General features: G+C 67.2%; 27 protein-coding genes. 15 read left to right on the top strand and 12 right to left on the bottom strand.

Annotated features, from left to right (window positions below; genetic code table 11):
• Positions 1-346: 346 nt before the first annotated feature.
• From ASF27_RS02305 to ASF27_RS02270, 8 genes are all read right to left on the bottom strand, one after another.
• Positions 347-805, bottom strand: coding sequence for a hypothetical protein (locus ASF27_RS02305; RefSeq protein WP_244480903.1), 459 nt, complete (start codon positions 803-805; stop codon positions 347-349).
• A 14-nt stretch (positions 806-819) separates the two neighbouring features.
• Entirely contained in the window at positions 820-1878 is a 1059-nt protein-coding gene (gene flhB, locus ASF27_RS02300) for a flagellar biosynthesis protein FlhB (RefSeq protein WP_056166451.1), read from the bottom strand.
• A gap of 68 nt (positions 1879-1946) precedes the next feature.
• Positions 1947-2990, bottom strand: coding sequence for a flagellar motor switch protein FliG (locus ASF27_RS02295; RefSeq protein WP_056166952.1), 1044 nt, complete (start codon positions 2988-2990; stop codon positions 1947-1949).
• Between the two features lie 4 nt (positions 2991-2994).
• On the bottom strand, positions 2995-3375 hold the full coding sequence (gene fliN, locus ASF27_RS02290; protein ID WP_056166453.1) for a flagellar motor switch protein FliN: 381 nt from the start codon (positions 3373-3375) through the stop codon (positions 2995-2997).
• 79 nt (positions 3376-3454) lie between these two features.
• Positions 3455-3766, bottom strand: a complete 312-nt coding sequence (locus ASF27_RS02285; RefSeq protein ID WP_056263474.1) for a hypothetical protein — start codon at positions 3764-3766, stop codon at positions 3455-3457.
• The gene (locus ASF27_RS02280; protein WP_056166459.1) at positions 3763-4716 is read right to left on the bottom strand and encodes a FliM/FliN family flagellar motor switch protein; all 954 of its coding nucleotides are present in this window, start codon (positions 4714-4716) and stop codon (positions 3763-3765) included. Before ASF27_RS02280 ends, ASF27_RS02285 begins: the two co-directional genes overlap by 4 nt.
• A gap of 2 nt (positions 4717-4718) precedes the next feature.
• On the bottom strand, positions 4719-5591 hold the full coding sequence (gene motA / locus ASF27_RS02275; RefSeq protein ID WP_056166462.1) for a flagellar motor stator protein MotA: 873 nt from the start codon (positions 5589-5591) through the stop codon (positions 4719-4721).
• Positions 5592-5676: 85 nt separating this feature from the next.
• Positions 5677-5919: a hypothetical protein gene (locus ASF27_RS02270; RefSeq protein ID WP_056357434.1), complete on the bottom strand. Its 243-nt coding sequence runs from the start codon at positions 5917-5919 to the stop codon at positions 5677-5679.
• Positions 5920-6019: 100 nt separating this feature from the next.
• Between ASF27_RS02270 and ASF27_RS02265 the strand changes: the two genes are divergently transcribed.
• Positions 6020-6766, top strand: coding sequence for a YebC/PmpR family DNA-binding transcriptional regulator (locus ASF27_RS02265; RefSeq protein WP_056166467.1), 747 nt, complete (start codon positions 6020-6022; stop codon positions 6764-6766).
• 106 nt (positions 6767-6872) lie between these two features.
• A complete protein-coding gene (locus ASF27_RS02260; protein ID WP_274533774.1) occupies positions 6873-7817 on the top strand; it encodes a glutaminase in 945 nt (314 codons plus the stop codon).
• A gap of 37 nt (positions 7818-7854) precedes the next feature.
• Here ASF27_RS02260 and ASF27_RS22015 read toward each other — a convergent pair whose 3' ends face one another.
• On the bottom strand, positions 7855-8046 hold the full coding sequence (locus ASF27_RS22015) for a DUF2735 domain-containing protein (RefSeq protein ID WP_056166471.1): 192 nt from the start codon (positions 8044-8046) through the stop codon (positions 7855-7857).
• Between the two features lie 29 nt (positions 8047-8075).
• On the opposite strand from ASF27_RS22015, the gene ASF27_RS22010 reads away from it, so the two are divergent.
• The 4 genes from ASF27_RS22010 (at position 8076) to ASF27_RS02240 (ending at position 11060) form a co-directional block, all read left to right on the top strand.
• Complete coding sequence (locus ASF27_RS22010; RefSeq protein WP_156368827.1) at positions 8076-8237, top strand: hypothetical protein; 162 nt, start codon at positions 8076-8078, stop codon at positions 8235-8237.
• A gap of 277 nt (positions 8238-8514) precedes the next feature.
• Positions 8515-9555 carry a glutamine synthetase beta-grasp domain-containing protein gene (locus ASF27_RS02250; protein ID WP_056357430.1) on the top strand — a complete coding sequence of 347 codons (1041 nt, stop codon included), beginning with the start codon at positions 8515-8517 and terminating at the stop codon, positions 9553-9555.
• 203 nt (positions 9556-9758) lie between these two features.
• A complete protein-coding gene (ruvC, locus tag ASF27_RS02245; RefSeq protein ID WP_056263481.1) occupies positions 9759-10328 on the top strand; it encodes a crossover junction endodeoxyribonuclease RuvC in 570 nt (189 codons plus the stop codon).
• A 156-nt stretch (positions 10329-10484) separates the two neighbouring features.
• Complete coding sequence (locus ASF27_RS02240; RefSeq protein WP_056263484.1) at positions 10485-11060, top strand: PilZ domain-containing protein; 576 nt, start codon at positions 10485-10487, stop codon at positions 11058-11060.
• A gap of 39 nt (positions 11061-11099) precedes the next feature.
• Here the strand turns inward: ASF27_RS02240 and ASF27_RS02235 are convergent, their stop codons facing one another.
• Positions 11100-11765, bottom strand: coding sequence for a YceI family protein (locus ASF27_RS02235; protein WP_082478748.1), 666 nt, complete (start codon positions 11763-11765; stop codon positions 11100-11102).
• 74 nt (positions 11766-11839) lie between these two features.
• Here ASF27_RS02235 and ruvA point away from each other — a divergent pair, with 74 nt between their 5' ends.
• The 3 genes from ruvA to bfr all read left to right on the top strand — a co-directional run bounded on the left by ruvA (position 11840) and on the right by bfr (position 13526).
• On the top strand, positions 11840-12457 hold the full coding sequence (ruvA, locus tag ASF27_RS02230; RefSeq protein ID WP_056357427.1) for a Holliday junction branch migration protein RuvA: 618 nt from the start codon (positions 11840-11842) through the stop codon (positions 12455-12457).
• 239 nt (positions 12458-12696) lie between these two features.
• Positions 12697-12966, top strand: coding sequence for a (2Fe-2S)-binding protein (locus ASF27_RS02225; protein ID WP_056089217.1), 270 nt, complete (start codon positions 12697-12699; stop codon positions 12964-12966).
• A 62-nt stretch (positions 12967-13028) separates the two neighbouring features.
• The gene (gene bfr, locus ASF27_RS02220) at positions 13029-13526 is read left to right on the top strand and encodes a bacterioferritin (RefSeq protein WP_056357424.1); all 498 of its coding nucleotides are present in this window, start codon (positions 13029-13031) and stop codon (positions 13524-13526) included.
• Between the two features lie 41 nt (positions 13527-13567).
• On the opposite strand, the gene ASF27_RS02215 is transcribed toward bfr, so the two are convergent.
• Entirely contained in the window at positions 13568-14152 is a 585-nt protein-coding gene (locus tag ASF27_RS02215; protein WP_056357421.1) for a Uma2 family endonuclease, read from the bottom strand.
• 125 nt (positions 14153-14277) lie between these two features.
• On the opposite strand from ASF27_RS02215, the gene ruvB reads away from it, so the two are divergent.
• The 6 genes from ruvB to tolB all read left to right on the top strand — a co-directional run bounded on the left by ruvB (position 14278) and on the right by tolB (position 20062).
• A complete protein-coding gene (gene ruvB, locus ASF27_RS02210) occupies positions 14278-15363 on the top strand; it encodes a Holliday junction branch migration DNA helicase RuvB (protein ID WP_200918674.1) in 1086 nt (361 codons plus the stop codon).
• 38 nt (positions 15364-15401) lie between these two features.
• Complete coding sequence (gene ybgC / locus ASF27_RS02205) at positions 15402-15845, top strand: tol-pal system-associated acyl-CoA thioesterase (protein WP_056166494.1); 444 nt, start codon at positions 15402-15404, stop codon at positions 15843-15845.
• 190 nt (positions 15846-16035) lie between these two features.
• Entirely contained in the window at positions 16036-16752 is a 717-nt protein-coding gene (gene tolQ, locus ASF27_RS02200) for a protein TolQ (protein WP_056089202.1), read from the top strand.
• A gap of 24 nt (positions 16753-16776) precedes the next feature.
• Positions 16777-17223: a biopolymer transporter ExbD gene (locus ASF27_RS02195; protein ID WP_056263490.1), complete on the top strand. Its 447-nt coding sequence runs from the start codon at positions 16777-16779 to the stop codon at positions 17221-17223.
• Between the two features lie 13 nt (positions 17224-17236).
• A complete protein-coding gene (gene tolA, locus ASF27_RS02190; protein ID WP_244480902.1) occupies positions 17237-18610 on the top strand; it encodes a cell envelope integrity protein TolA in 1374 nt (457 codons plus the stop codon).
• Between the two features lie 129 nt (positions 18611-18739).
• Positions 18740-20062, top strand: a complete 1323-nt coding sequence (tolB, locus tag ASF27_RS02185) for a Tol-Pal system beta propeller repeat protein TolB (protein ID WP_082478747.1) — start codon at positions 18740-18742, stop codon at positions 20060-20062.
• Between the two features lie 17 nt (positions 20063-20079).
• Here the strand turns inward: tolB and ASF27_RS21370 are convergent, their stop codons facing one another.
• Positions 20080-20715, bottom strand: coding sequence for a GSU2403 family nucleotidyltransferase fold protein (locus tag ASF27_RS21370; RefSeq protein WP_347379629.1), 636 nt, complete (start codon positions 20713-20715; stop codon positions 20080-20082).
• Positions 20716-20721: the final 6 nt, after the last annotated feature.

Genomic DNA, 20721 nt, shown 5'->3' with positions numbered 1-20721 from the left:
TCCTTGCCGAGTTTCCGCTTCTGTAGTTGCGAAGTTATCGGCGATCTTCGCGCTAAAAGCTCGATGGAGATAGAGTATTTTCAATATTGCCCGGCACAAGCCGCTTTATCCAGGTCTGCGTACGATCTGTGGTTGTTCGGTACGATGTCGTCCAAAGCTTTGCGTCATTCACCGATTCGCGTCTGCCGGATCATCCATGTCTGGCGCGCCAGGACAGGTCAATGCCCGATCCCCATAGGTCAGAGTTCCATCACCCGGCATCCATGGGCGTGGGCTCCGATCAAGTCTTGGTGGAATCCTAAAAAACGACGATCTCGGAGACCGCGTGCCCCGTCGCCGAGCGCGATCAGCCCGCCAGCGGGGCGAGCCGAGCCTCGGCCAGGGCGCTCGCGAAGCCGTCGAGGCAGAAGCCCGGTCCCTCGTCGGCCAGAATGCGCTGGATCGCCACACCAACGTAGACGCCGTCGAGGACGAGCTTGAAGAACACCGTCACGGGGGCGGTCACGAACTCCATGTCGAGGACGACGGTGAGGGAGCGTCCCCAGTCGAAGCGCACGTCGGCTCCGTCGGCATAGGCGATGGTCGCTTCCTTGAAGAACGGCTCGGCCGAGGAAGCGACGAGGTCGGCGATGTTGCCGTGTCGCTCGCCCTGCACCCATCCGATCAGGATGCCGCCGTCGAGGAGGCACAGTTCCGCGATGAAGTCCCGGATCGCCGTGGCGAACACGCGCTCGGCCGCCGCGAGCACGTCCGCGGTGTCGCCCTGGTGGGGGCTGGGCACGGTGTCCGGCAGGGGGTCCAGCATGGGCAAAACGCTCATCAGCGGGCTTTCGAGAACAGGAAGAACAGGACCTGGGCCACGGCGCTATAGAACTCCGCCGGGATCATCCGATCGATTTCGACACTGTCGTACAGGGACCTTGCGAGAGGCTTGTCTTCCACCACCGGAACGCCGTTCGCCTCGGCGATTTCGCGGATGCGCAGGGCGAGGAGGTCCTTGCCTTTGGCGAGAACCAGGGGGGCCGGCTGCTCGTCGCGATTGTAGCGGAGCGCAATGGCGTAGTGGGTCGGATTCGCGATCACCAGGGTGGCGTTCTTGACGTTGGCGAGCATGCGCTTGCGCGAACGGTCCTGGGCCATGGAGCGCAGGCGCCCCTTGACCAGGGGATCGCCCTCGGCCTGCTTGTGCTCGTCCTTGAGATCCTGCTTCGACATCCGGATCGAGCGCTGCCAGCGCAGGCGCGACCACACGAGGTCGGCCGCCACGATGACGATGGTGGCGATGCTGACCACCGACACGAGGCGGATCGCCACGGTGAGGATCAGTTCGGGGATCTGGCTCGGGTCGGAGAACATGGCATTCACGGCTTTGTTGCCCTCCGAGCGCAGGAGCAGCAGGGCGACGATGGTGACGCTCAAGAATTTAAAGAGCGATTTCAGGAACTCGACCTGACCGGCCTTTCCGAAGATCCGTCCCCAGCCCTTGGCCAGCGAGATCCTGGACCATTGCGGCCGGATGCGCTCGCCGACCACGCTCGGCACGTTCTGCACCAGGGAGGCGACGAGGCTGCACCCGCCGATGATCGCCAGGATCGGGAGCAGGAATTTGGCCGCCGACAGGGCGGTGCCTTCGAGGATGCGCGCGGCGTCCTGGCTGTTCTCCAGGGCGAAATCGCGCGGGTGGTCGATGAACGTCATGAGATCGCGCACCAGGGGGGCGGTCCCGTCGCGCACCACGAGGCTCAAGGCGATGAGCATCCCGAGGATCGAGGCGAACACGGGCGCTTCGCGGGAGAACGGGACGTCGCCCTTCTCGACGGCGTCGCGCACCCGTTTCTCGGTGGCGTCCTCGGTCTTGCTCTCCTGATCGTCAGACATGCACGGGGCCGCGCAACGCGGGCGCGGTCCGGTCGGCGATGCCCAGACCCGTCATGCGGTGCGGCGCCTCAGCGGACGAGGGGCTCAACCTCGCCTCCGGCATTGATCTCGATGTCGCCGCGCCCGGCCATCTCCATGGCGAGATCCGTGATCGAGCGCCGGGCTTCCAGCACGTCCTTCTGCGCGGCCGGCTCGCCGCCGTTGAGTTCGTGCTCGACCATGCGCTTCACGCGCGCCGACAGGGCGCTCAGAACCACGGTGCGGAACTCGGCGTCCGTGCCCTTGAGGGCCATGACGAGGCGGTCGTTCGGCACGGCGTCGAACAGGGTGGTGCGCGCGCGCGGCGCCAGCTTGACGATGTCGTCGAAGGTGAAGAGCAGGCCCTTGAGGATCTCCACGGATTTCGGCCTGGATTCTCCGAGACTCGTCAGCACCTCGTCGATCTGCGTGCGCTCCATCTTGTTGATGATGTCGGCCATCTTGGCGTGGGTGTCGGCCCCCGAATTACGCGAGCCGTTGATGAGGAAGTCGTCGTGCAGCGCGCGCTGGACCGCTTGCATGATCTCGTCGACCACGGGCTTGAACGTCAGCATCCGGCGCATCACCGTGTTGCGCAGGGGCTGGGGCAGGTGGGCCATCACCTTGGCGGCGGTGGCGGGCTTGATCCGGGACAGGATCAGGGCCGCCGTCTGCGGATGCTCCTTGACGAGGGTGCTCGCGAGCACGGTCTCGGAGACCTCCGACATCCGCTCCCAGACGGACCGGGTGGAATCACCGCGCACATCGGCGAGGATCTCGGCAAGCTGGGCCGCGGGAATCAGACCGGTGAGGAGCTTCTCCACCTCCTGCACGGTGCCGACGAGGCTGCCGCCGTTGGAGAACTCGCCCGAGAACGCATCCACGATGGTGTCGAGCTGACCGGCGCTGACGGAGCCGAGCTGCATCGCCGAGCGGGTGATGCGCTTGATCTCGTCGGCCTCGAAATATTTCAGCAGGCGGCCGGCCGCCGGCTTGCCCATGGCGAGCAGCAGGGCCGCGACCTCGTCCACGGGGGCGAGCTGGCGCGGAAGGCCCGGCGGCGCTTGCGGAATCGGCACGCTGCCCACGCTCATCGGCTCAGCCATTCTGTCCGGAATCCGCCGGGCCGACGATCTCCGTCAGGGAGACGCCGAAACGGGAATTGTCCTCCTCGACCACGACGATCTCGCCACGCGCGACCACGCGGCCGTTCACGGTGACGTCGACGGGCTCGCCGACCCGGTGGTCGAGGGAGACGATGGCGCCGCGCCCGAGCTTCATCAGGTCGGCCACCGGCATGGTCGCCGAGCCGAGGACCACCTGGATCAGCACCGGGATGCGCAGGATCGAGTCGATGTTGCGGTTGTCGCCGATGCGCGCCTCGGCGGCCGGGGCGGGAGACGCCGCCGTCACGGTGGGAAATACGGGGGCGGCGCCCGCCGGGGCGGTCTCCGCATCGTCGAAGGGGCTGTTGCTCATCGTCCGCTCGTGGAGGGGTGACGTCGTGCGTCAGGATCGGAGGCGTCGGGGATCAGAGTCGGTCGAAGGCGCGAGATGGTCAACCGCCCGGGACCCGCGCCTGCCGGGCGAGGTCGTTCGCAAGGGCCCGGCGGCCGTTCTCGAGGGCGGCGAGGGTCGTGCGCGCCTCCTCGATCTTGCCGTCGAGGGCCTCGAGGATCGCCCGCCCCTCCGTGCTGAAGCCGCGCACGGCTTCGCCCGCCTGGCTCAGGGCGTGGCCCGACTGGGTGAGGATACGGCCGTACTCGGCCTGGGTCCGGTCGAGGCGCTTGAGCTTGAGATACATCGGCACCACGCAGGCGCTCGTCGCGATGAGCGCGAGGAGCAGGATGGTGTCAACCAGAGGCGTCATGGCACGAGGCCTTCCTTCTCGGGGGCGATGGCTTCGTCGATGCGCAGGACGTAGGAGCCTTGCGCCTGCCCCATATGGCACCAGAACAGCGGCCTGTCGTTGCCCTCGAGCTTCACCCGCGTGGTCGGGGTGGCGTCGAGCCCGATGACCTGGCCGACCTTAAGTGCGGAGATCTCGCCGAGGGTCAGGGTGCGCTCCTCCAGCACGGCGCGGAGCGTCACTTCCGCCTTCTGCACCTCGGCCGCGATCTGCTGGCTCCAGATGGGATCGCGGGCCACCGATTCCCCGGTGAGCACCTTGGACAGGCTCGGGCGCATGGGGTTGATCACCGATTGCGGGATGATGAGGAACATCTCGCCGCTGCGGTTGAGCGCCTGGAGCAGGAACTTCGCTTCCACCGCCTTGTTGCCGCGCCCGCCGATGACGGCGAACTCCATACGGGTCTCGGTCCGTTCCAGGCGGAACGGTGTGGCGGCCACGAGGGAGAACGAGGATTCGAGCGCCTTGCCGACCTGCTCCAGTACGATCTGGGCGATGCGGGTCTCGATGCCGGAGAACGGGCGCTCGTCCTCCACCGGCGGCTCGCCGCCATCGGACCCCAGCAGCACCTCCACCATGGTGAAGACGAAGTCGCGGTCGAGGCCGACGAGGATGTGGCTGTCCCAGTCGGGCGCGTGGAAGAGGCCCGCGATGGCGTTGTTGTCGTAGGCATCGAGCAATTCGCCGATGCGGCCGCTCTGGATGCCGCCGAGGGAAAAGTGCACCGGCGAGGCGACGAGGTGCTTGAGGTTGTCCGAGCAGCCCGTGGTCAGGCGGTCGAACACCACGCTGAGCATCGGCAGGCGGTCGAGGGACAGGCCGCCCGCCTCGATGAGGCGTGCGCGGATGTCGGTGTTCGGCGGTTTCTGGCCGGAGGGGTCCTCCGCTGGGGGGACCGGGGGCGTATCCATGGTCAGGCAGCCTCGCGCTGGGCACCGCCGTTCACGGTGGCGTTCTCGACCTCGTCGATGGTGGGGCGGTCGCTGAGCGAGATGCCCTTGCGGCCGTGCTCGACGGCGATCTGCGGCACGGCCCCGCTCATGTACGCGAGCAGGCTCTGTTTGACGATGATGTAGACGTGGGCCTGCTTCTCGCGGATCACCTTGATCTTCGTCGCGAACGGCGCGAGCACGCCGTAGGACATGAACACGCCGAAGAAGGTGCCGACGAGCGCGGCGCCGATGAGGCCGCCTAGGATCTGGGGCGACTGGTCCAGCGCCCCCATCGCCTTCACGATGCCGAGCACCGCCGCGACGATGCCCAGCGCCGGCATCGCCTCCGCCACCATGGTGACGGCGCCGTAGGGCTTGAGCCGGTCCTTGCGGTAGCCGTTGATCTCTTCGTCCATCAGGGCCTCGATCTCGTGGGCGCGGGCATTGCCGATGAGGATCAGGCGAGCGTAGTCGCAGATGAACAGGACGAGGTCGGCGTTCTTGGCGATGGCCGGATAGGCCTTGAACAGGTCGGAATTCGCCGGGTCGTCGAGGTGGGGCTCGACCTCGTTGCGGGGCTTGGCCTTCAGCTCGCGCATGAGGGCGTGGAGGAGGCCGAGAAGCTCGAGGTAGTCCTTGCGCTTGGGCACCTTGCCGGTGAGGGCGTCCATGCTCGCCTTGCCGGAATCCACCACCGTCTTCATCGGGTTGGCCATGACGAAGGCGCCGGCCCCCATGCCGCCGATGATCACGAACTCCCAAGGCTGCCAGAGCACTTCGAGGTGCCCGCCCATGGCGACGAACCCGCCGAGCATGCAGCCGATTCCGATGACGAGGCCGATGACAATGCCCAAGGTCTCTGGCCTCCGCCGGTGTGAACGCGTGTCACGTCCTGAGCGGCGGAGGTACGGCGGCAGGCTTGTGCGGGGCTGGGACCCCTCAACGCGCGGGCGGCACGCGTTCCCGACCCTTGGCCGTCGTCGGGAACAGCACCGTCCCGGCCACGAGCCCGAGGAGTGCGGCGAGCCCGAGCCGGCCCCAGCCCGCGGGTTTCCCTCCGCGCGGCTTCGCCCGTGCTCGCGCGCCGGGCGAGGCGGTGTGGGGGCGTTGCCGGTCGTGGGCTTCGTCGAGGCTGCTCATGGAGATCAACGCCTTGGCGGCGGCCGCGTTGCCACGCCGCATGGGGCCGGCCTATAAACGCCGCCCATTCCCGATGCCGCGCGCCGTCGAGGAGGCCCGGCCTCCTCCGGCGCCGCTCCCTTTCGCGAGAGTCGATCACCCCATGGCCGGCCATTCCCAGTTCAAGAACATCATGCACCGCAAGGGCCGCGTCGATGCGGTCCGGTCCAAGATCTTCGGCAAGCTCGCCCGCGAGATCACGGTGGCAGCTAAGCTCGGCCTGCCGGACCCCGCCATGAATGCGCGCCTGCGCGCCGCCATCATCGCGGCCCGCGCCGAGAACGTGCCGAAGGACAACATCGAGCGCGCCATCAAGAAGGCGCAGAGCGCCGATTCCGAGAACTACGACGAGATCCGCTACGAGGGCTACGGCCCCGGCGGCGCCGCCCTCATCGTCGAGGCGCAGACGGACAACCGCAACCGCACCGCCTCCGACGTGCGCTCGGCCTTCACCAAGTCCGGCGGCAGCCTCGCCGAGACCGGCGCCGTCTCGTTCATGTTCGATCATGTCGGCGTGGTGGAATTCGACGCCGGGGTGGCGGATGCCGACACCATGCTGGAGGCCGCCATCGAGGCCGGCGCCGACGACGTGCGATCGGATGCAGACGGTCACGAGGTCACCTGCGCCCAGGACGCCTACGGCGAGGTCTCCAAGGCCCTCGAGGCGCGCTTCGGCGAGCCCCGCCGCACGGCGCTGGTCTGGAAGGCCCAGAACACCATCGAGGTCGACGACGAGACCGGCGAGAAGCTCCTGCGTCTCGTGGAGGTGATCGAGGATCAGGACGACGTCCAGAACGTGTTCGTGAACTTCGCCCTGTCGGAAGCCCTGATGGAGAAGCTGGCGGGCTGAACGGTCCCGTCTCGTCGCAGGGGCGGTTTCCGGATTGGCAGTTTCCGGATTGGCAGTTTCATTGCGTCGCGGTGAGACTGCCCCTTGAGCCCGCGTGAGACGCTCCGTGCCGCAAACGCCCAGCCCCGACCTGCACGCTGTCGTGCGGGAGATCGCCGAGGAGATGCGGGTCCGGCCCGACCGGGGCGAGGTGGCGACCTACATTCCCGAACTCGCCCGCGTCGACGCCGGCGCCTTCGGCCTCGTCGTCATCGATGCCGACGGCACCGTCGCGTCCGGCGGCGATGCCGACGTGGCGTTCTCGATCCAGAGCATCTCGAAGGTGTTCACCCTGACCCTGGCCCTCGGCATGGTTGGGGACCGCCTGTGGCGCCGGGTCGGGCGCGAGCCTTCGGGCAGCCCGTTCAACTCCATCGTCCAGTTGGAGCGCGAGCGTGGCATTCCGCGCAATCCCTTCATCAATGCGGGCGCCATCGCGGTCACCGACGTGATCCTGTCGGGACATCAGCCGCGGGAGGCCTTGGGCGAGATCCTGCGTTTCATGCAGTTCCTGGCCGAAGATCCGAGCATCGCCATCGACGAGGCCGTGGCGGCTTCCGAGCTACGCACGGGTTTCCGCAACGTAGCGCTCGCCAATTACATGAAATCCTTCGGCGTCCTCGACAACCCAGTGGATTTCACCCTCGGCGTCTACTTCCATCACTGCGCCATCAGCATGACCTGCCGACAGCTCGCCACGGCGGGGCGCTTCCTCGTGCATTCGGGGCGGACACCCTCGACGGGTCATTCCGTCGTTTCGGCCGAACGGGCGCGCCGCATCAATGCGGTGATGCTCACCTGCGGGCATTACGACGGTTCGGGCGAGTTCGCCTACCGCGTCGGCCTGCCCGGCAAGAGCGGGGTCGGCGGCGGTATCCTGGCCGTGGCGCCGGGGCGTGCCTCCATCGCCGTGTGGTCGCCCGGCCTCGACGCCTCGGGCAATTCCCACCTCGGCCGGATCGCCCTCGAAGCGCTCACCAAGCGCCTCGGCTGGTCGATCTTCGGCGTCTGATCGGGCACTACGGTGTCCGGGTCTGGTCCGTGTCCGGTCAGGCCTTGCGGGAACGGTCCGAATCCAGCAGCGCGGCTTCGTGATAACCGCAATCGACGTACGTGGCAGGCGACTGCATCGGCTTGGCATCGACAGGCGAGCGGCCAGAATCCCGGCGCTCCGTTCCGAGGCGTCCCCCGACGGGGAAGGCATAGATCTTCGCGGTTTCACGGGTGGCGGAGGGCGTCATGGAATGGGATCTCCTTCGGAGCGAGGCTGGTGGCGCCGCTCGATCACTGTCCGCAATATAGCTCCTTCGCCGCGGAATTGCGCGGCCTGTCGCGAATAAAAGCATTGTTTGCCGGAAATATGCGCAACGGCAGGATTGCAAAAACAGCGAGCAATATTGTTCGCCCAAAGTTCACGGCGGGTCCGGGCTAGATTTTCGCGGGCCTGTCGGCTCGCGTTACTGGCGAATGATTGCCCAAGAACATGGCATGGACACGGTATGATGAATAAATCAGCAATCTGAATAAAATTTGTGCAGAAGCTGCCCGTCCCTGAGAGAAGCAAAGGCGGGGCGGGCTTCACGTCGCTCGTGTTGCTGCGAACGTGAATTGGCATAGCAAATGCTTTTGCGAGGGCGGCAGTTCCCTGGGGCGGCCGACGGTCCGCGCTTGCCGGTGGTCCGCACCGCGAACGGAAGAGAGACTTCACGATGACGAAGTACAAGCTCGAGTACATCTGGCTGGACGGCTATACGCCCGTCCCCAACCTGCGCGGCAAAACGCAGATCAAGGAATTCGACGGCTTCCCGACGCTCGAGCAGCTTCCCATGTGGGGCTTCGACGGCAGCTCGACCATGCAGGCCGAGGGCGGATCCTCCGACTGCATGCTGAAGCCCGTGCGCCACTTCCCCGACACGACCCGCAAGAACGGCGTCCTGGTGATGTGCGAAGTGATGATGCCCGACGGCGTCACCCCGCACGCCTCCAACAAGCGCGCCACCATCCTGGACGACGACGGCGCCTGGTTCGGCTTCGAGCAGGAGTACTTCTTCTACAAGGACGGCCGTCCGCTCGGCTTCCCCACCGCCGGCTACCCCGCGCCCCAGGGCCCGTACTATTGCGGCGTCGGCTACAAGGAAGTCGGCTCCATCGCCCGCAAGATCGTCGAGGAACACCTCGACCTCTGCCTCGACGCCGGCATCAACCACGAGGGCATCAACGCCGAGGTGGCCAAGGGCCAGTGGGAGTTCCAGATCTTCGGCAAAGGCTCGAAGAAGGCCGCCGACGAGATGTGGGTCGCCCGCTACATCCTCCAGCGCCTGTGCGAGAGCTACGAGATCGACGTCGAGTACCATTGTAAGCCGCTGGGTGCGACCGACTGGAACGGCTCGGGCATGCATGCCAACTTCTCGACGGAGCACCTGCGGACCGTGGGCGGCAAGGCCTACTTCGAGGCGCTCATGGCCGCCTTCAAGCACAACCTCGACGACCACATCGCCGTCTACGGCCCCGACAACCACATGCGCCTGACGGGCAAGCACGAAACCGCGGCCATCAACGAGTTCAGCTACGGCGTCGCCGACCGCGGCGCGTCGATCCGCGTGCCGCACAGCTTCGTCAACAACGCGTACAAGGGCTACCTGGAGGACCGCCGTCCCAACAGCCAGGGGGACCCCTACCAGATCGCGTCGCAGATCCTGAAGACCGTGGCCTCCGTGCCCACGGCCGCCGGGGTTTCCGCCGCCGCCTGACGCCTGCCCGATCCGGGACGCCTTTCCCGTCCCTCATGCCGAGAACGGCGCGGCCCTCACCGGGGTCGCGCCGTTTCCATGTTCGAAGGGGCGCCGGCCGTGCGCCGATGGATCGGCCGGACCGGGTTTGGAGAAACCCCTCGTTCACGGTATGTGCCTAACGCTCGACGCTGGCGCCCTCCGCGCCCCAGGGCTCCGACGCAATGACCGCTCCCGTCCGCATCCTCGGCATCGATCCCGGACTGCGCCGCACCGGCTGGGGCGTGATCACCGTCACGGGCACGAAGCTCGCCTATGTCGATTGCGGCGTGGTGACCTCGGACGGTGAGCTTCCACTGGCCCTGCGCTTGCGCGAACTGCACGAAGGCATCACCCGTGTGGTGCGGGGCTTCGCGCCCGACGAGGTCGCCGTGGAGGAGACCTTCGTCAACAAGGACGCCCAGGCGACGCTGAAGCTCGGCCATGCCCGCGCCGTCGCCCTGCTGGTGCCGGCGCTCGCCGGCCTGCCCGTGTCCGAATACGCCGCCAACCTCGTGAAGAAGACGGTCTGCGGCGCCGGCCATGCCGACAAGGTCCAGATCCAGGCGATGGTGAAGTTCCTGATGCCGAAGGCCGAGTTCAAGACCGCGGATGCCGCCGACGCCCTCGCCATCGCCGTCACCCACGCCAACCATCGCGCCTCGCACGCCCTGAAGAGCCGGCATGCCCCCGTGCCCGGCATGAGCGCGCTTGCGGCCTCCCGCATCGCCGCGGCCTTGGCCAAGGCGGGTTGATCGCCGTTCGCCGTCCGGTTCGTATCGCGTTGGGAATCGTGATTCCGGGGAGAAAAGACCGGCTTGGGGAAGAGTTGCTACAATTCTTCCTATCCCACGAGAGCGATCGAAAGACTCGCGATCCCACGATGCCCGAGGGCGGCACAAGTGAGATCGATGAGCCAACAGCACGCAAAACCCCATCATCACAAGGTGGTCGTTCCGGCCCTGTGCTGGGGGCGGGGACGCTCCGAGTTCTATGCGGTGACGGATATCGTCTCCCCGGACGGCATTCGTTTTCGTTCCGCCACAAAGCCCCTCGTCGACGAAGAACTGACCTGCAACATCCGCCATATCGGCACCGTCGAAACCCGCGTGGTGAGTATCGGTGATCGGGCCTTCATCGTGCGCGTTCTCGCGCGAATGCAGGCTATGGCGAGCGTCGCGCGCGAATTACGCCAGCTGTCCGAGCAACAGGAGGCGCCCGTCCCCGTGCGCGTCCATCCCCGCGTCACGCCCCTGGAAACGGACGTGACCATCGAGCTCACCGATGGCCGGGTCCTGCCGGCCAAGCTCCTCAACGTCTCGGCATCCGGCGTCGCCTTCACCCTCGATGCGCAGATCGACATCGGCGCATCCATCACCATCGGCCGGACGGCGGCCCGCGTCGCCCGCCATTTCGACCACGGCATCGGTGCGGTGTTCGACCGGGCGTTCGCGCCCCAGGCCGTCGACCGGCACATCACCCTGTGAGCCCCGCCGGCCTCGTCCGGTACCCGGTTCGGCCGAAATTCAGGGCACGGCCTTGAACTCGCCTTCCAGGCGCAGGGTCACCTCGTCGCCCACCATCGGCAGGTAGGCGGTGATGCCGAACTCCGAGCGCTTGATCACCGCCCTTCCGTCGAAGCCGACGGTGTAGAGCTTGTCGACGGGGTGAAGCCCGGCCTGGTTGAACGTAGCGTCGAACGAGACCGGCTTGGCGACGCCCTTCAGGGTCAGGGTGCCGTTGACCCGCGCCGTGGTCGGGCTCGTGGGCTCCACGGACGTGCTCACGAAGGTCGCGGTCGGAAATTTCTGCGTGTCGAAGAAGTCCGCGCTCTTCAGATGCGTGTCGAGCCGGTCGTTGAGGCCGGTGATGCTGGGCGTTCCCACCGTGACGCTGAGGCGGCTCTTCTCCGGCGCCTTCGCGTCGAGGCTCGCGTCGGCCGCCACGTCGGTGATCTGGCCGTAATAGGTCGAGAAGCCGAGATGGCTCAGGGACCACGTGATCTTGCCGTGGGCCGGATCGAGCTTGTAGCCCCCCGGTCGCACCTGCGTCGGGTCGGTGGTCGGCGAAGGGGGCGCCGGGTCCTGCGCATGGGCGAGCCCCGGCAGCGCCAGGACGAGAACGGTGGTACTGCGCAGCACGACGGCGCGCAGGCCCGTTCGCACAGCGATGATGACGGATCCGTGCTTCATGTCGCCCCTCCAATTCCCCGGCCGCCCGGCCCTGTCCCGGGCATCGCGCCGACCCCTCTGATAAGAGACTTCGCATGATCGGCAAGCTGAAGGGCCTCGTGGATTCCTACGGAGAGGATTTCGTGATCCTCGATGTCCAGGGCGTCGGCTACGTGGTGCATTGCTCGGCGCGCACGCTGCAGCGGATGCCCGCCATCGGCGAGGCCGCGCAACTCGCCATCGACACCCATGTTCGCGAGGACATGATCCGCCTCTACGGATTCCGCTCGGACCCGGAACGCGAGTGGTTCCGCCTGCTCCAGACCGTGCAGGGCGTCGGCTCTAAGGTGGCGCTGGGCCTGCTCTCCGTGCTGGAGCCGGAGGCCCTGGCCTCCGCCATTGCGCTCGGGGACAAGACGGCGGTGGCCCGCGCACCCGGCGTCGGCCCGCGCCTCGCCGCCCGGCTGGTGGCCGAACTCAAGGACAAGGCCCCGGCCTTCGCCCCCATCGATCCATCCGTCATCGCCCTCAACGGTGCCGTTCAGGACCGCTCCGCACCCCAGCCCGTGGCCGATGCCGTCTCGGCCCTGGTCAACCTCGGCTACGCGCCGGTTCAGGCCTCGGCTGCCATCGCGGCCGTGCTGGCGGGCGCCGGCGAGGACGCCGAGGCCAAGACCTTGATTCGATTGGGCCTTCGCGAACTTGCCCGCTGAGACGGAGTGGCGAAGGCCCGAGGCCGGATCGAAACCTCTTGAAAAGATGGCTGGCGCGCAACGTAATTGTCCGCTTGACGATGGCCGCCGGAATTGCCAGATCTTCCTTCAAGTACTAAGGTGTTGAAAACAAAGCAGTTTCTAATAATTCTAATGTAGCGTCCAACATGGTGGCCGGGTTGAGATTTTCCCGCCGCCCTCCCCAACGGCACGATGCCCAGCGCGAGTTTCGGTCCCGCATGATCGTCTGTTCCTGCAACGTCCTGTCCGACAACGCGGTCCGTGCCTGCCTCCATCGCGGCCCGGATTGCCCCCGCACGCCGGCCCAGGTCCAGGCCTGCCTCGGCTGCAGTCCGAAATGCGGGCGCTGCGCCCGCACCATCCGCTCGATCATGCAGAACGCCCTGCAAGCCGCCCTCGAGGAGGCCGGCCATGCGTGTTCGACGACTTGCGCAACGGGCTGTAGTTTGGTCAAGCTCCAAACTGCGGAGGAAGGGATCGCCGCCTGAGCGCCTGTGCGAGGCGCCACGTTCCCTTCCGGCACTGATATGCCTCAAGGGAGAATGGGCGGATGAAGGGTGATGCGAAGGTCGTCGAGTACCTCAATCGGGGGCTGCGCAGCGAACTGACGGCGGTGAGTCAGTACTGGCTCCATTTCCGCATGCTCAACGACTGGGGCTACATCGACCTGGCCAAGTTCTGGCGCAAGGAATCCATCGAAGAGATGCAGCATGCCGATCGCTTCGTCGATCGTATCCTGTTCCTCGACGGCTTTCCCAACCTGCAGGAACTCGATCCCCTGCGGATCGGCCAGAACGTGCAGGAGATCATCGAGTGTGATCTCGCCGCCGAGACCGAGGCGCGCGCCCTCTATCTCGAGGCCGCCAAGTACTGCGATTCGATCAACGACCGGGTGTCGAAGCGCCTGTTCGAGGATCTGGCCGAGGACGAGGAAGGCCATATCGACTTTTTGGAGACCCAGCTCGAGCTGATCTCCCAGGTCGGCCTGCCGCTCTACGCGCAGAAGCACATCGGCGGCCTGGAAGCCATCGCGCCGGAAGTCGAGTGATCTGACGACACGCCGCGGCGCCCAGGGCGCCGCGGTCCTGTTCAAGCCTCAAAAACACCCCAATAGGCTTCGCTCAAGGGCAGGGACGCTTGGATCGCGAAGAGTTCGAGCGTCGCGTGAAGTCCATCGATGACCCGAAAGCCGTTCCAGGCCCCGCCGACCCGGTCGTAAACTTCGATGTGCGGTCGGTCGCGTGCCACGAGGACGTAATGCTGCAGAGCCGGAAGCTGCTGGTGGATTCGCCACTTCTCAAGGCGGTCGCGTGCCTCGGTGCCGGGGGAGAGCACTTCGATCAGCACCGTGGGATTGTCGACCGAAGTGGCGCCTGCTTGGATTCCGCCGCAGACCACGAGAACGTCAGGCAACAACGCGGCGTCGAGGGGGCGGCTCTTTAGATAGAACGTCTCGGCAAACGTCTGGCAGGATGAGCCTTTCGCACGAAAGCCCTGGTGAAGGTGGCTTGCGATGTTCTGCACGATCCGACCGTGCTCCCAGCGTGCGCCGACCATCATGCGGACCACGCGCCCGCCGATCAGCTCCCAGCGCTCGTTGCGCGGCTTGTCGGCCAGCAACTCCTCGAAGTCGTCGAAACCCATCATCTCGAAGTTCGCGAAGGCGTTGCCCATCGTGCGCTTCCCTGGCGGCCACCCGCCGACGCCACGAATGTAGCGCGATCCGCGCCGGTGTGCGACATCGGCCGGGAGAACAGATGCCGGACGCCAGGCCCCGCCGGGCCCCACCGAGAGCCCGTGTGAGCAAGCTTCCCAAATCTCCGAAATCGCCGACCCTCCACCCGCTGCCGGACTCGCTCCTCACACCCGAGCGCCGCGAGGACGATCTCGAATCGTCCATCCGCCCCTTGAGTCTGGCCGAGTTTATCGGCCAGCGCGCGGCGCGCGCCAACATGAGCGTCTTCATCGAATCGGCGAAGAAGACCGGTTCGGCCCTCGATCACGTGCTGTTCGTCGGCCCGCCGGGCCTGGGCAAGACCACCCTGGCGCAGATCGTCGCGCGCGAGCTCGGGGTGAATTTCCGCTCCACCTCCGGGCCGGTCATCGCCAAGGCGGGGGATCTCGCGGCCCAGCTGACGAATCTGGAAGAGCGCGACGTGCTCTTCATCGACGAGATCCACCGCCTCAACCCGGCGGTGGAGGAGATCCTCTATCCCGCCATGGAGGATTACCAGCTCGATCTCATCATCGGCGAGGGGCCGGCGGCGCGCTCGGTGAAGATCGAACTGCCGAAGTTCACCCTCGTGGGGGCGACGACCCGCGCCGGCCTGCTGACCACCCCCTTGCGCGACCGCTTCGGCATCCCGATCCGCCTCGAATTCTACGACGTCGACGAACTCGAACTCATCGTCCGGCGCGGGGCCCGCGTGCTCGGCCTCGGCATGTCGGAGGAGGGCGCCAACGAGATCGCCAAGCGCGCACGCGGCACGCCCCGCATCGCCGGACGCCTGCTGCGGCGCGTGCGCGACTTCGCCATCGTGGCCGACGCGCCCACCGTGACGCGGGCCATCGCCGACAGGGCGCTGCAGCTCCTCGACGTCGACCCCGCCGGCCTCGACGTCATGGACCGCAAATACCTGACGATGATCGCCAAATCCTTCAACGGCGGCCCCGTGGGCATCGAGACCATCGCGGCGGCCCTGTCCGAGCCGCGCGACGCCATCGAGGACATCATCGAGCCCTACCTGATCCAGAAGGGTTTCGTGCAGCGAACCCCGCGCGGGCGCATGCTGACGCCGCACGCGTTCCGCCACATGGGCTTCCCCGAGCCCCGCCGCGATCCGGGCTCGCAGTTCGGCTTGTTTCCCGCAGATCCGGAGGCGTGAAAGAGCCGCTTCGCGCGTCGTCACAGGAGACCCGCCCCTTGAGCGAAATCGATCTCTCCGGCGTCCATCGCCTGCCCGTGCGGGTCTATTACGAGGACACCGATTTCTCCGGCTTCGTCTATCACGCGAGTTATCTGCGCTTCATGGAGCGCGGGCGCACGGAACTGTTGCGGATTCTGGCGGGCGATCAGTCGGACCTGCACCGGGATGCCGCCGGCCTGCACTTCGTCGTGCGCCGGATGGTTCTCGACTTCGCGCGGCCCGCGCGGATGGACGACCTCCTCGACGTGCGGACCTGGACCGCCGCCATGAAGGGCGCCTCCATGCATCTGGCCCAAGAGGTCCGACGCGGGGACGATCTCCTGGTCACGGCCGAAGTGGTGGTGGCCTGCGTGCGGGACGCCCGCGCGATCCGGCTGCCGGACGGACTGCGCGCGGCATTCGGTCGTGCAGCCGGACCTGCTTCCTCAACCAATCCTTAACCCTGACGGGCGCTTAAACTGTCTGACGCAAGGGCACGGTCGCACCGCAACCACGGCGCGGCACGGCCCTTACTTTCGACAGATTCGCGGACCATTGAGCGTTGAAATACCTCAAGGTTCCGGTTGACGCGCGACGACCGGCCACCGGTCCGGCGGCAGTCCCGCCCTGGGGTTTTTCAAGGATCGTGTCATGAACCCAGCCGATGCCATGCAGGCCATGCCGGCCCCCGACATGACCCTGCTGGGCCTGTTCCTGCAGGCCCATTTCGTGGTCAAGGTCGTGATGGTGGGTCTGCTGGGCGCCTCAGTCTGGTGCTGGTCGATCATCGTCGACAAGACCCTGCTGTTCCGCCGGACCAAGGCCGAGATGGATGCCTTCGAGGAGGCGTTCTGGTCCGGGCGTTCCCTCGAGGAGCTCTACCGCTCGTTCAACGACAAGCCGGCCGTCGGGCAGGGTGCCCTGTTCGTGGCCGCCATGCGCGAGTGGAAGCGCTCGTTCGAGGGCTCCGGCCGCCAGATCCAGAGCCTGTCCCAGCGCATCGACAAGGTCCTCGACGTCACCATCCAGCGCGAGGTCGAGCGTCTCGAATCGCGCCTGCTGTTCCTCGCCTCCATCGGCTCGGCCGGCCCGTATATCGGCCTGTTCGGCACGGTCTGGGGCATCATGACGGCGTTCACCTCCATCGCTGCGTCGAAGAACACCTCGCTCGCCGTGGTGGCGCCCGGCATCGCCGAGGCCCTGTTCGCCACCGCCATCGGTCTGTTCGCGGCCATCCCCGCCGTGCTCGCCTACAACAAGCTGCAATCGACGGTGTCGAAGCAGCAGTCGCGGCTCGAGGGCTTCGCCGACGAGTTCTCGGCCATCCTTTCCCGCCAGATCGACGAGCGCCTGTCGCTCGTCGCCTGACCCCAGCAGAACCGAGGGACGATCATGGGCATGGCCCACGGCGCGGCACAGGGCGGGGGCGGACGGCGGCGGCGCGGCCGGCGCCAGGGCGCCATCAACGAGATCAACATGACGCCGTTCATCGACGTCGTCCTCGTGCTGCTCATCGTGTTCATGGTGGCGGCGCCGATGATGACGGTCGGCGTGCCCCTGGACCTGCCGCAATCCAAGGCGAGCCCGCTCAACTCCGACACCAAGCCGGTGACGCTCTCCATCCGCCAGACCGGACAGGTGTTCCTCGGCGAGGACGAACTCGGCGACGACAGCATCGTCCCCAAGCTCACCGAGGCCTCGAAGTCCGGCTTCGAGGAGCGCGTCTTCGTGCGCGGCGACAAGCGGGTCGATTACGGCCGGGTCGCCCAGGTGATGGCGATCGTGACCGGCGGCGGCTTCAAGAAGGTCGCCCTCGTCACCGAGCCCGATCAGAAGTAGCGGGCGCGCAGTCGTGAAGCTTCCCTTCAAGCGCAACGAACCGGGCATGTGGATCTCGGCGGGGGTTCACGTCGCCGTGCTGACGGCGGCGATGCTCACCGTCGCGGCCCCGGCCTTGCCCGATGCGCAGGAGGGCGTGCCCGTCGAGGTGATGACCGAGCAGCAATATTCCGAGCTCACCAAGGGCGAGATCAACGCCGACAAGCCCCAGCCGGACGCCAAGCCGCGGGCCGACCGCAAGGCGGACAAGGCCGAGGAACGCGAGCCCGAGAACGCCAAGGTCGATGCCCCGGCCCCCCCGAAGCGCCCCGCCGACATGAAGGTCGCGAGCGCCGAGGAGATGCCGCTGCGCGTCAACGAGCCGGACCCCGACAAAGAGGCCAAGGCGGCAGAAGCCAAGGCTGCCGAAGCCAAGGCTGCCGAAGCCAAGGCTGCGGAGGCGAAGGCCGCGAAGGCGGAAGCGGCCAAGGCCGAAGCCGCCCGCGCCGCCAAGGCCGAGGCTGCGGCGGAGGCAAAAGCCGCCGCCGAAGCGAAAGCCGCCGCGACCGCCAAGGCGGAGGCGAAGGCGGCCGCCGTGAAGCGCGAGCAACTCGCTCAGCTCATCGAGAAGGAAGAGGCCGAGGCCGCTGCCGCCGCCAAGGCGGAGGCAGCCAAGGCCGAAGCCGCCAAAGCCAGGAAGGCCGAGGCCAAGGCCCGCGCCGAAGCGGAGGCCAAGGCCGAGAAGGCGGAAGCCGAAGCCAAGGCGAAGGCCGAAGCGAAGAAGGCCGAAGCCGAGCACCAGAAGGAAGTCGCCGAGGCGAAGGCTGAAGCCGAGGCAGCGGCCAAGGCGGACGCGGCCGCGAAGGCCAAAGCGGAGGCCGCCGCCAAGGCGAAAGCCAAAGCCTTGGCGGATGCGAAGGGCAAGGCCGATGCCGAGGCCAAGGCGAAGAAGCAGGCCGAGCTCGCCGAAAAGTTCAGCGCCGGTGATATTCGCCAACTGCTGGCCTCGAAGGCGCCGTCGCAATCCACCGGCGCCACCGGCCGCGACGTGCAGCGCACGGCCTCCCTCGGGGCGGCCTCGGGCAATTCGCAGCGCCTGTCGCCGTCTCTGCGCGAGGCCCTCGTCGGCATGCTCCAGCAGCAGATCGAGCGTTGCTACGTCGCCCCCCCCGGTGCGGCGCAGGGCGTGATCCTGCCGATGCTCGACATCCGCCTGAACCCGGACGGCGGCCTGACGACGGAACCCAAGATCATGCGCGGCGGTGCCAACGCCGTCGATCGCTCCATCGCGGAAGCGGCCCAGCGTGCCGTGCGCCGCTGTGCGCCCTACAAGATCCCCGCCCAGTACGCGCCGTATTACAACGACTGGAAGGCGATCAACGCGGAATTCGAGTTTTCGCGGGTCTGATGCGCCGGCCTCCATCCGCCGATCCGGGCCGTTCCTCGGTGCCGTGAGCCCGCCCGCGCGACATCGCCCTCGCGCATGGCGGTCCCGGCGCCGCCCCGGACAGACACTCCCAGAACTTCGGACATCCCCATGCTCTCAATCCCGCTTCCGCGCCTGGCGCCCCTCCTCGCCGCCCTGGCGTTCGTGCTGTTCGGCTTGACCGGGCCGGCGCGCGCGCAGCTCAACCTGCGCATCGGCGGCGGCGCGTTCCAGCCGATGCCCATCGCGGTGACCGACTTCTCCGGCGATCCGAGCCTCGGACTCCTCGTCTCCAGCGTTGTGACGAACAATCTGCGCCGCTCCGGGTATTTCGTGCCCGTCGAAAAAGCGAAGTTTCCCGAGAGCCCCGGCTTCGATGCGGTGCCGGGCTTCGACAAGTGGCGCACAGCCGGCGTGCAGGCCCTGGTGACGGGCCGGGTCTCGCGCGATCCCTCGGGCAAGCTCAAGGTCGAGTTCCGCCTGTGGGACGTGACTTCGGGCCAGCAGATGACGGGCCAGCAATACGGCGCCGACACCGCCAATGCCCGGCGCACGGGGCACCTGATCTCGGACGCGGTCTACACCAAGATCACCGGCCTCGGCCCCTGGTTCGACAGCCGCATCGCCTTCGTGGACGAGTCCGGCTCGAAGGAGAACCGCCGCAAGCGCCTGATGGTCATGGATCAGGACGGCGCCAATGTGCGTGCGCTGACCAACGGCGACACGGCCGTGGTGGCCCCGCGCTACTCGCCCGCGACTCAGGACATCGCCTTCATGACCCAGGCGACGGGCCAGCCGCCGCGCATCCAGGTGATCAACCTCGAAACCGGCAGCCGCCAGGCGGTGGGCAAGGCTGGCTCCATGAGCACGAGCCCGCGCTTCTCGCCCGACGGCCGACGCTTGGTCATGAGCGTTCAGGAGGGTGGCAACGCCGACATCGTGGTGATGGATCTCGGCTCAAAGGCACAGACGCCGATCACCAACGGCAACGCCATCGATACCTCGCCGACCTTCTCGCCGGACGGCAGCCAGATCGTCTTCGAATCCGATCGCGGCGGCTCGCAGCAGGTCTACGTCATGAGCGCCACGGGCGGAAACCCGACCCGGATCTCGTTCGGCGAAGGTTCGGCGTCGCAGCCGGCCTGGTCGCCACGGGGCGACCTCATCGCCTTCACCCGCCAGCGCAAGGGCGGCTTCGCCATCTGCGTGATGAAGCCGGACGGCTCGGGCGAGCGCGTGCTCACGGAAGGCTTCCACAACGAAGGCCCGACCTTCGCGCCCAACGGCCAGTACGTGCTGTTCTTCCGCGATCCCGGCGGCCAGGGCGGCGGCAAGCTCTACATGGTCGACATCACCGGCAAGGTGGAGCAACCGGTGCCGACGCCGTCCTACGCGTCCGATCCGACGTGGTCGCCGCTGCTGGCGGGCAAGTAGGACCGGGCAAATCAGGGCTACCAGTCCGGCTCGAGGCGGGGCGGCGCCAAGGCCGTATCCCGTCTCGTGGCGGCGGTCAGCAGCGTGGCCTGCTCGCGCAGGGCGCGCAGCAGGGCGGCCAGGGCCGGATCGTCGAAGCGCAGGTGCGGGAGGCGGCTGGTCACGAGACCCGCGATGAGTTTCGCCTGTGCCTGATCGCGCTGCCGCTTGAGTGGCTCGCGGTCCTCGCGGCCCGCGAGCCAGAGCTTGTGGAGGGCGAACGCCCGTGGGTCGGGAACCACCATGGTCAGGGGGTAGCCGCGTGCGTCGATGACCGTTGCCGTGGCCTTTGGACAGCTCACAAGCCAGCCCAACCCCTCGATCTCCGCCGCTTCGAGGTCCGTCGCCTCGGTCCCGATCCGGCTTCGCAGTGGCTTGGCCATCCGATCCTTCATCGCCGGCATGATGAGATCGACGAGGTAGCCGTCCCGGTTGACCGCCCGGACCCCGCTCCGCCCCAGGACCTCGAACGAGCGATCGACCTTTCGCAGGAGGCCCACCACACCCGTGGCCGAGACCTCGGGCGCGAGGAGCCGGAGGGAACGCCGCGCGTCGAACAGGAGATCGACATCCGCCGTCGCGAGGTGCGCACCGGCGATCTGCACGCCCGCCAGCCGTTC

Origin of the sequence: Methylobacterium sp. Leaf102 (assembly GCF_001422425.1) — a bacterium.
Taxonomy (GTDB): Bacteria; Pseudomonadota; Alphaproteobacteria; order Rhizobiales; family Beijerinckiaceae; genus Methylobacterium.
Note: the sequence above shows the minus strand (reverse complement) of the source record. Positions and strands in the feature narration are given on the sequence as shown.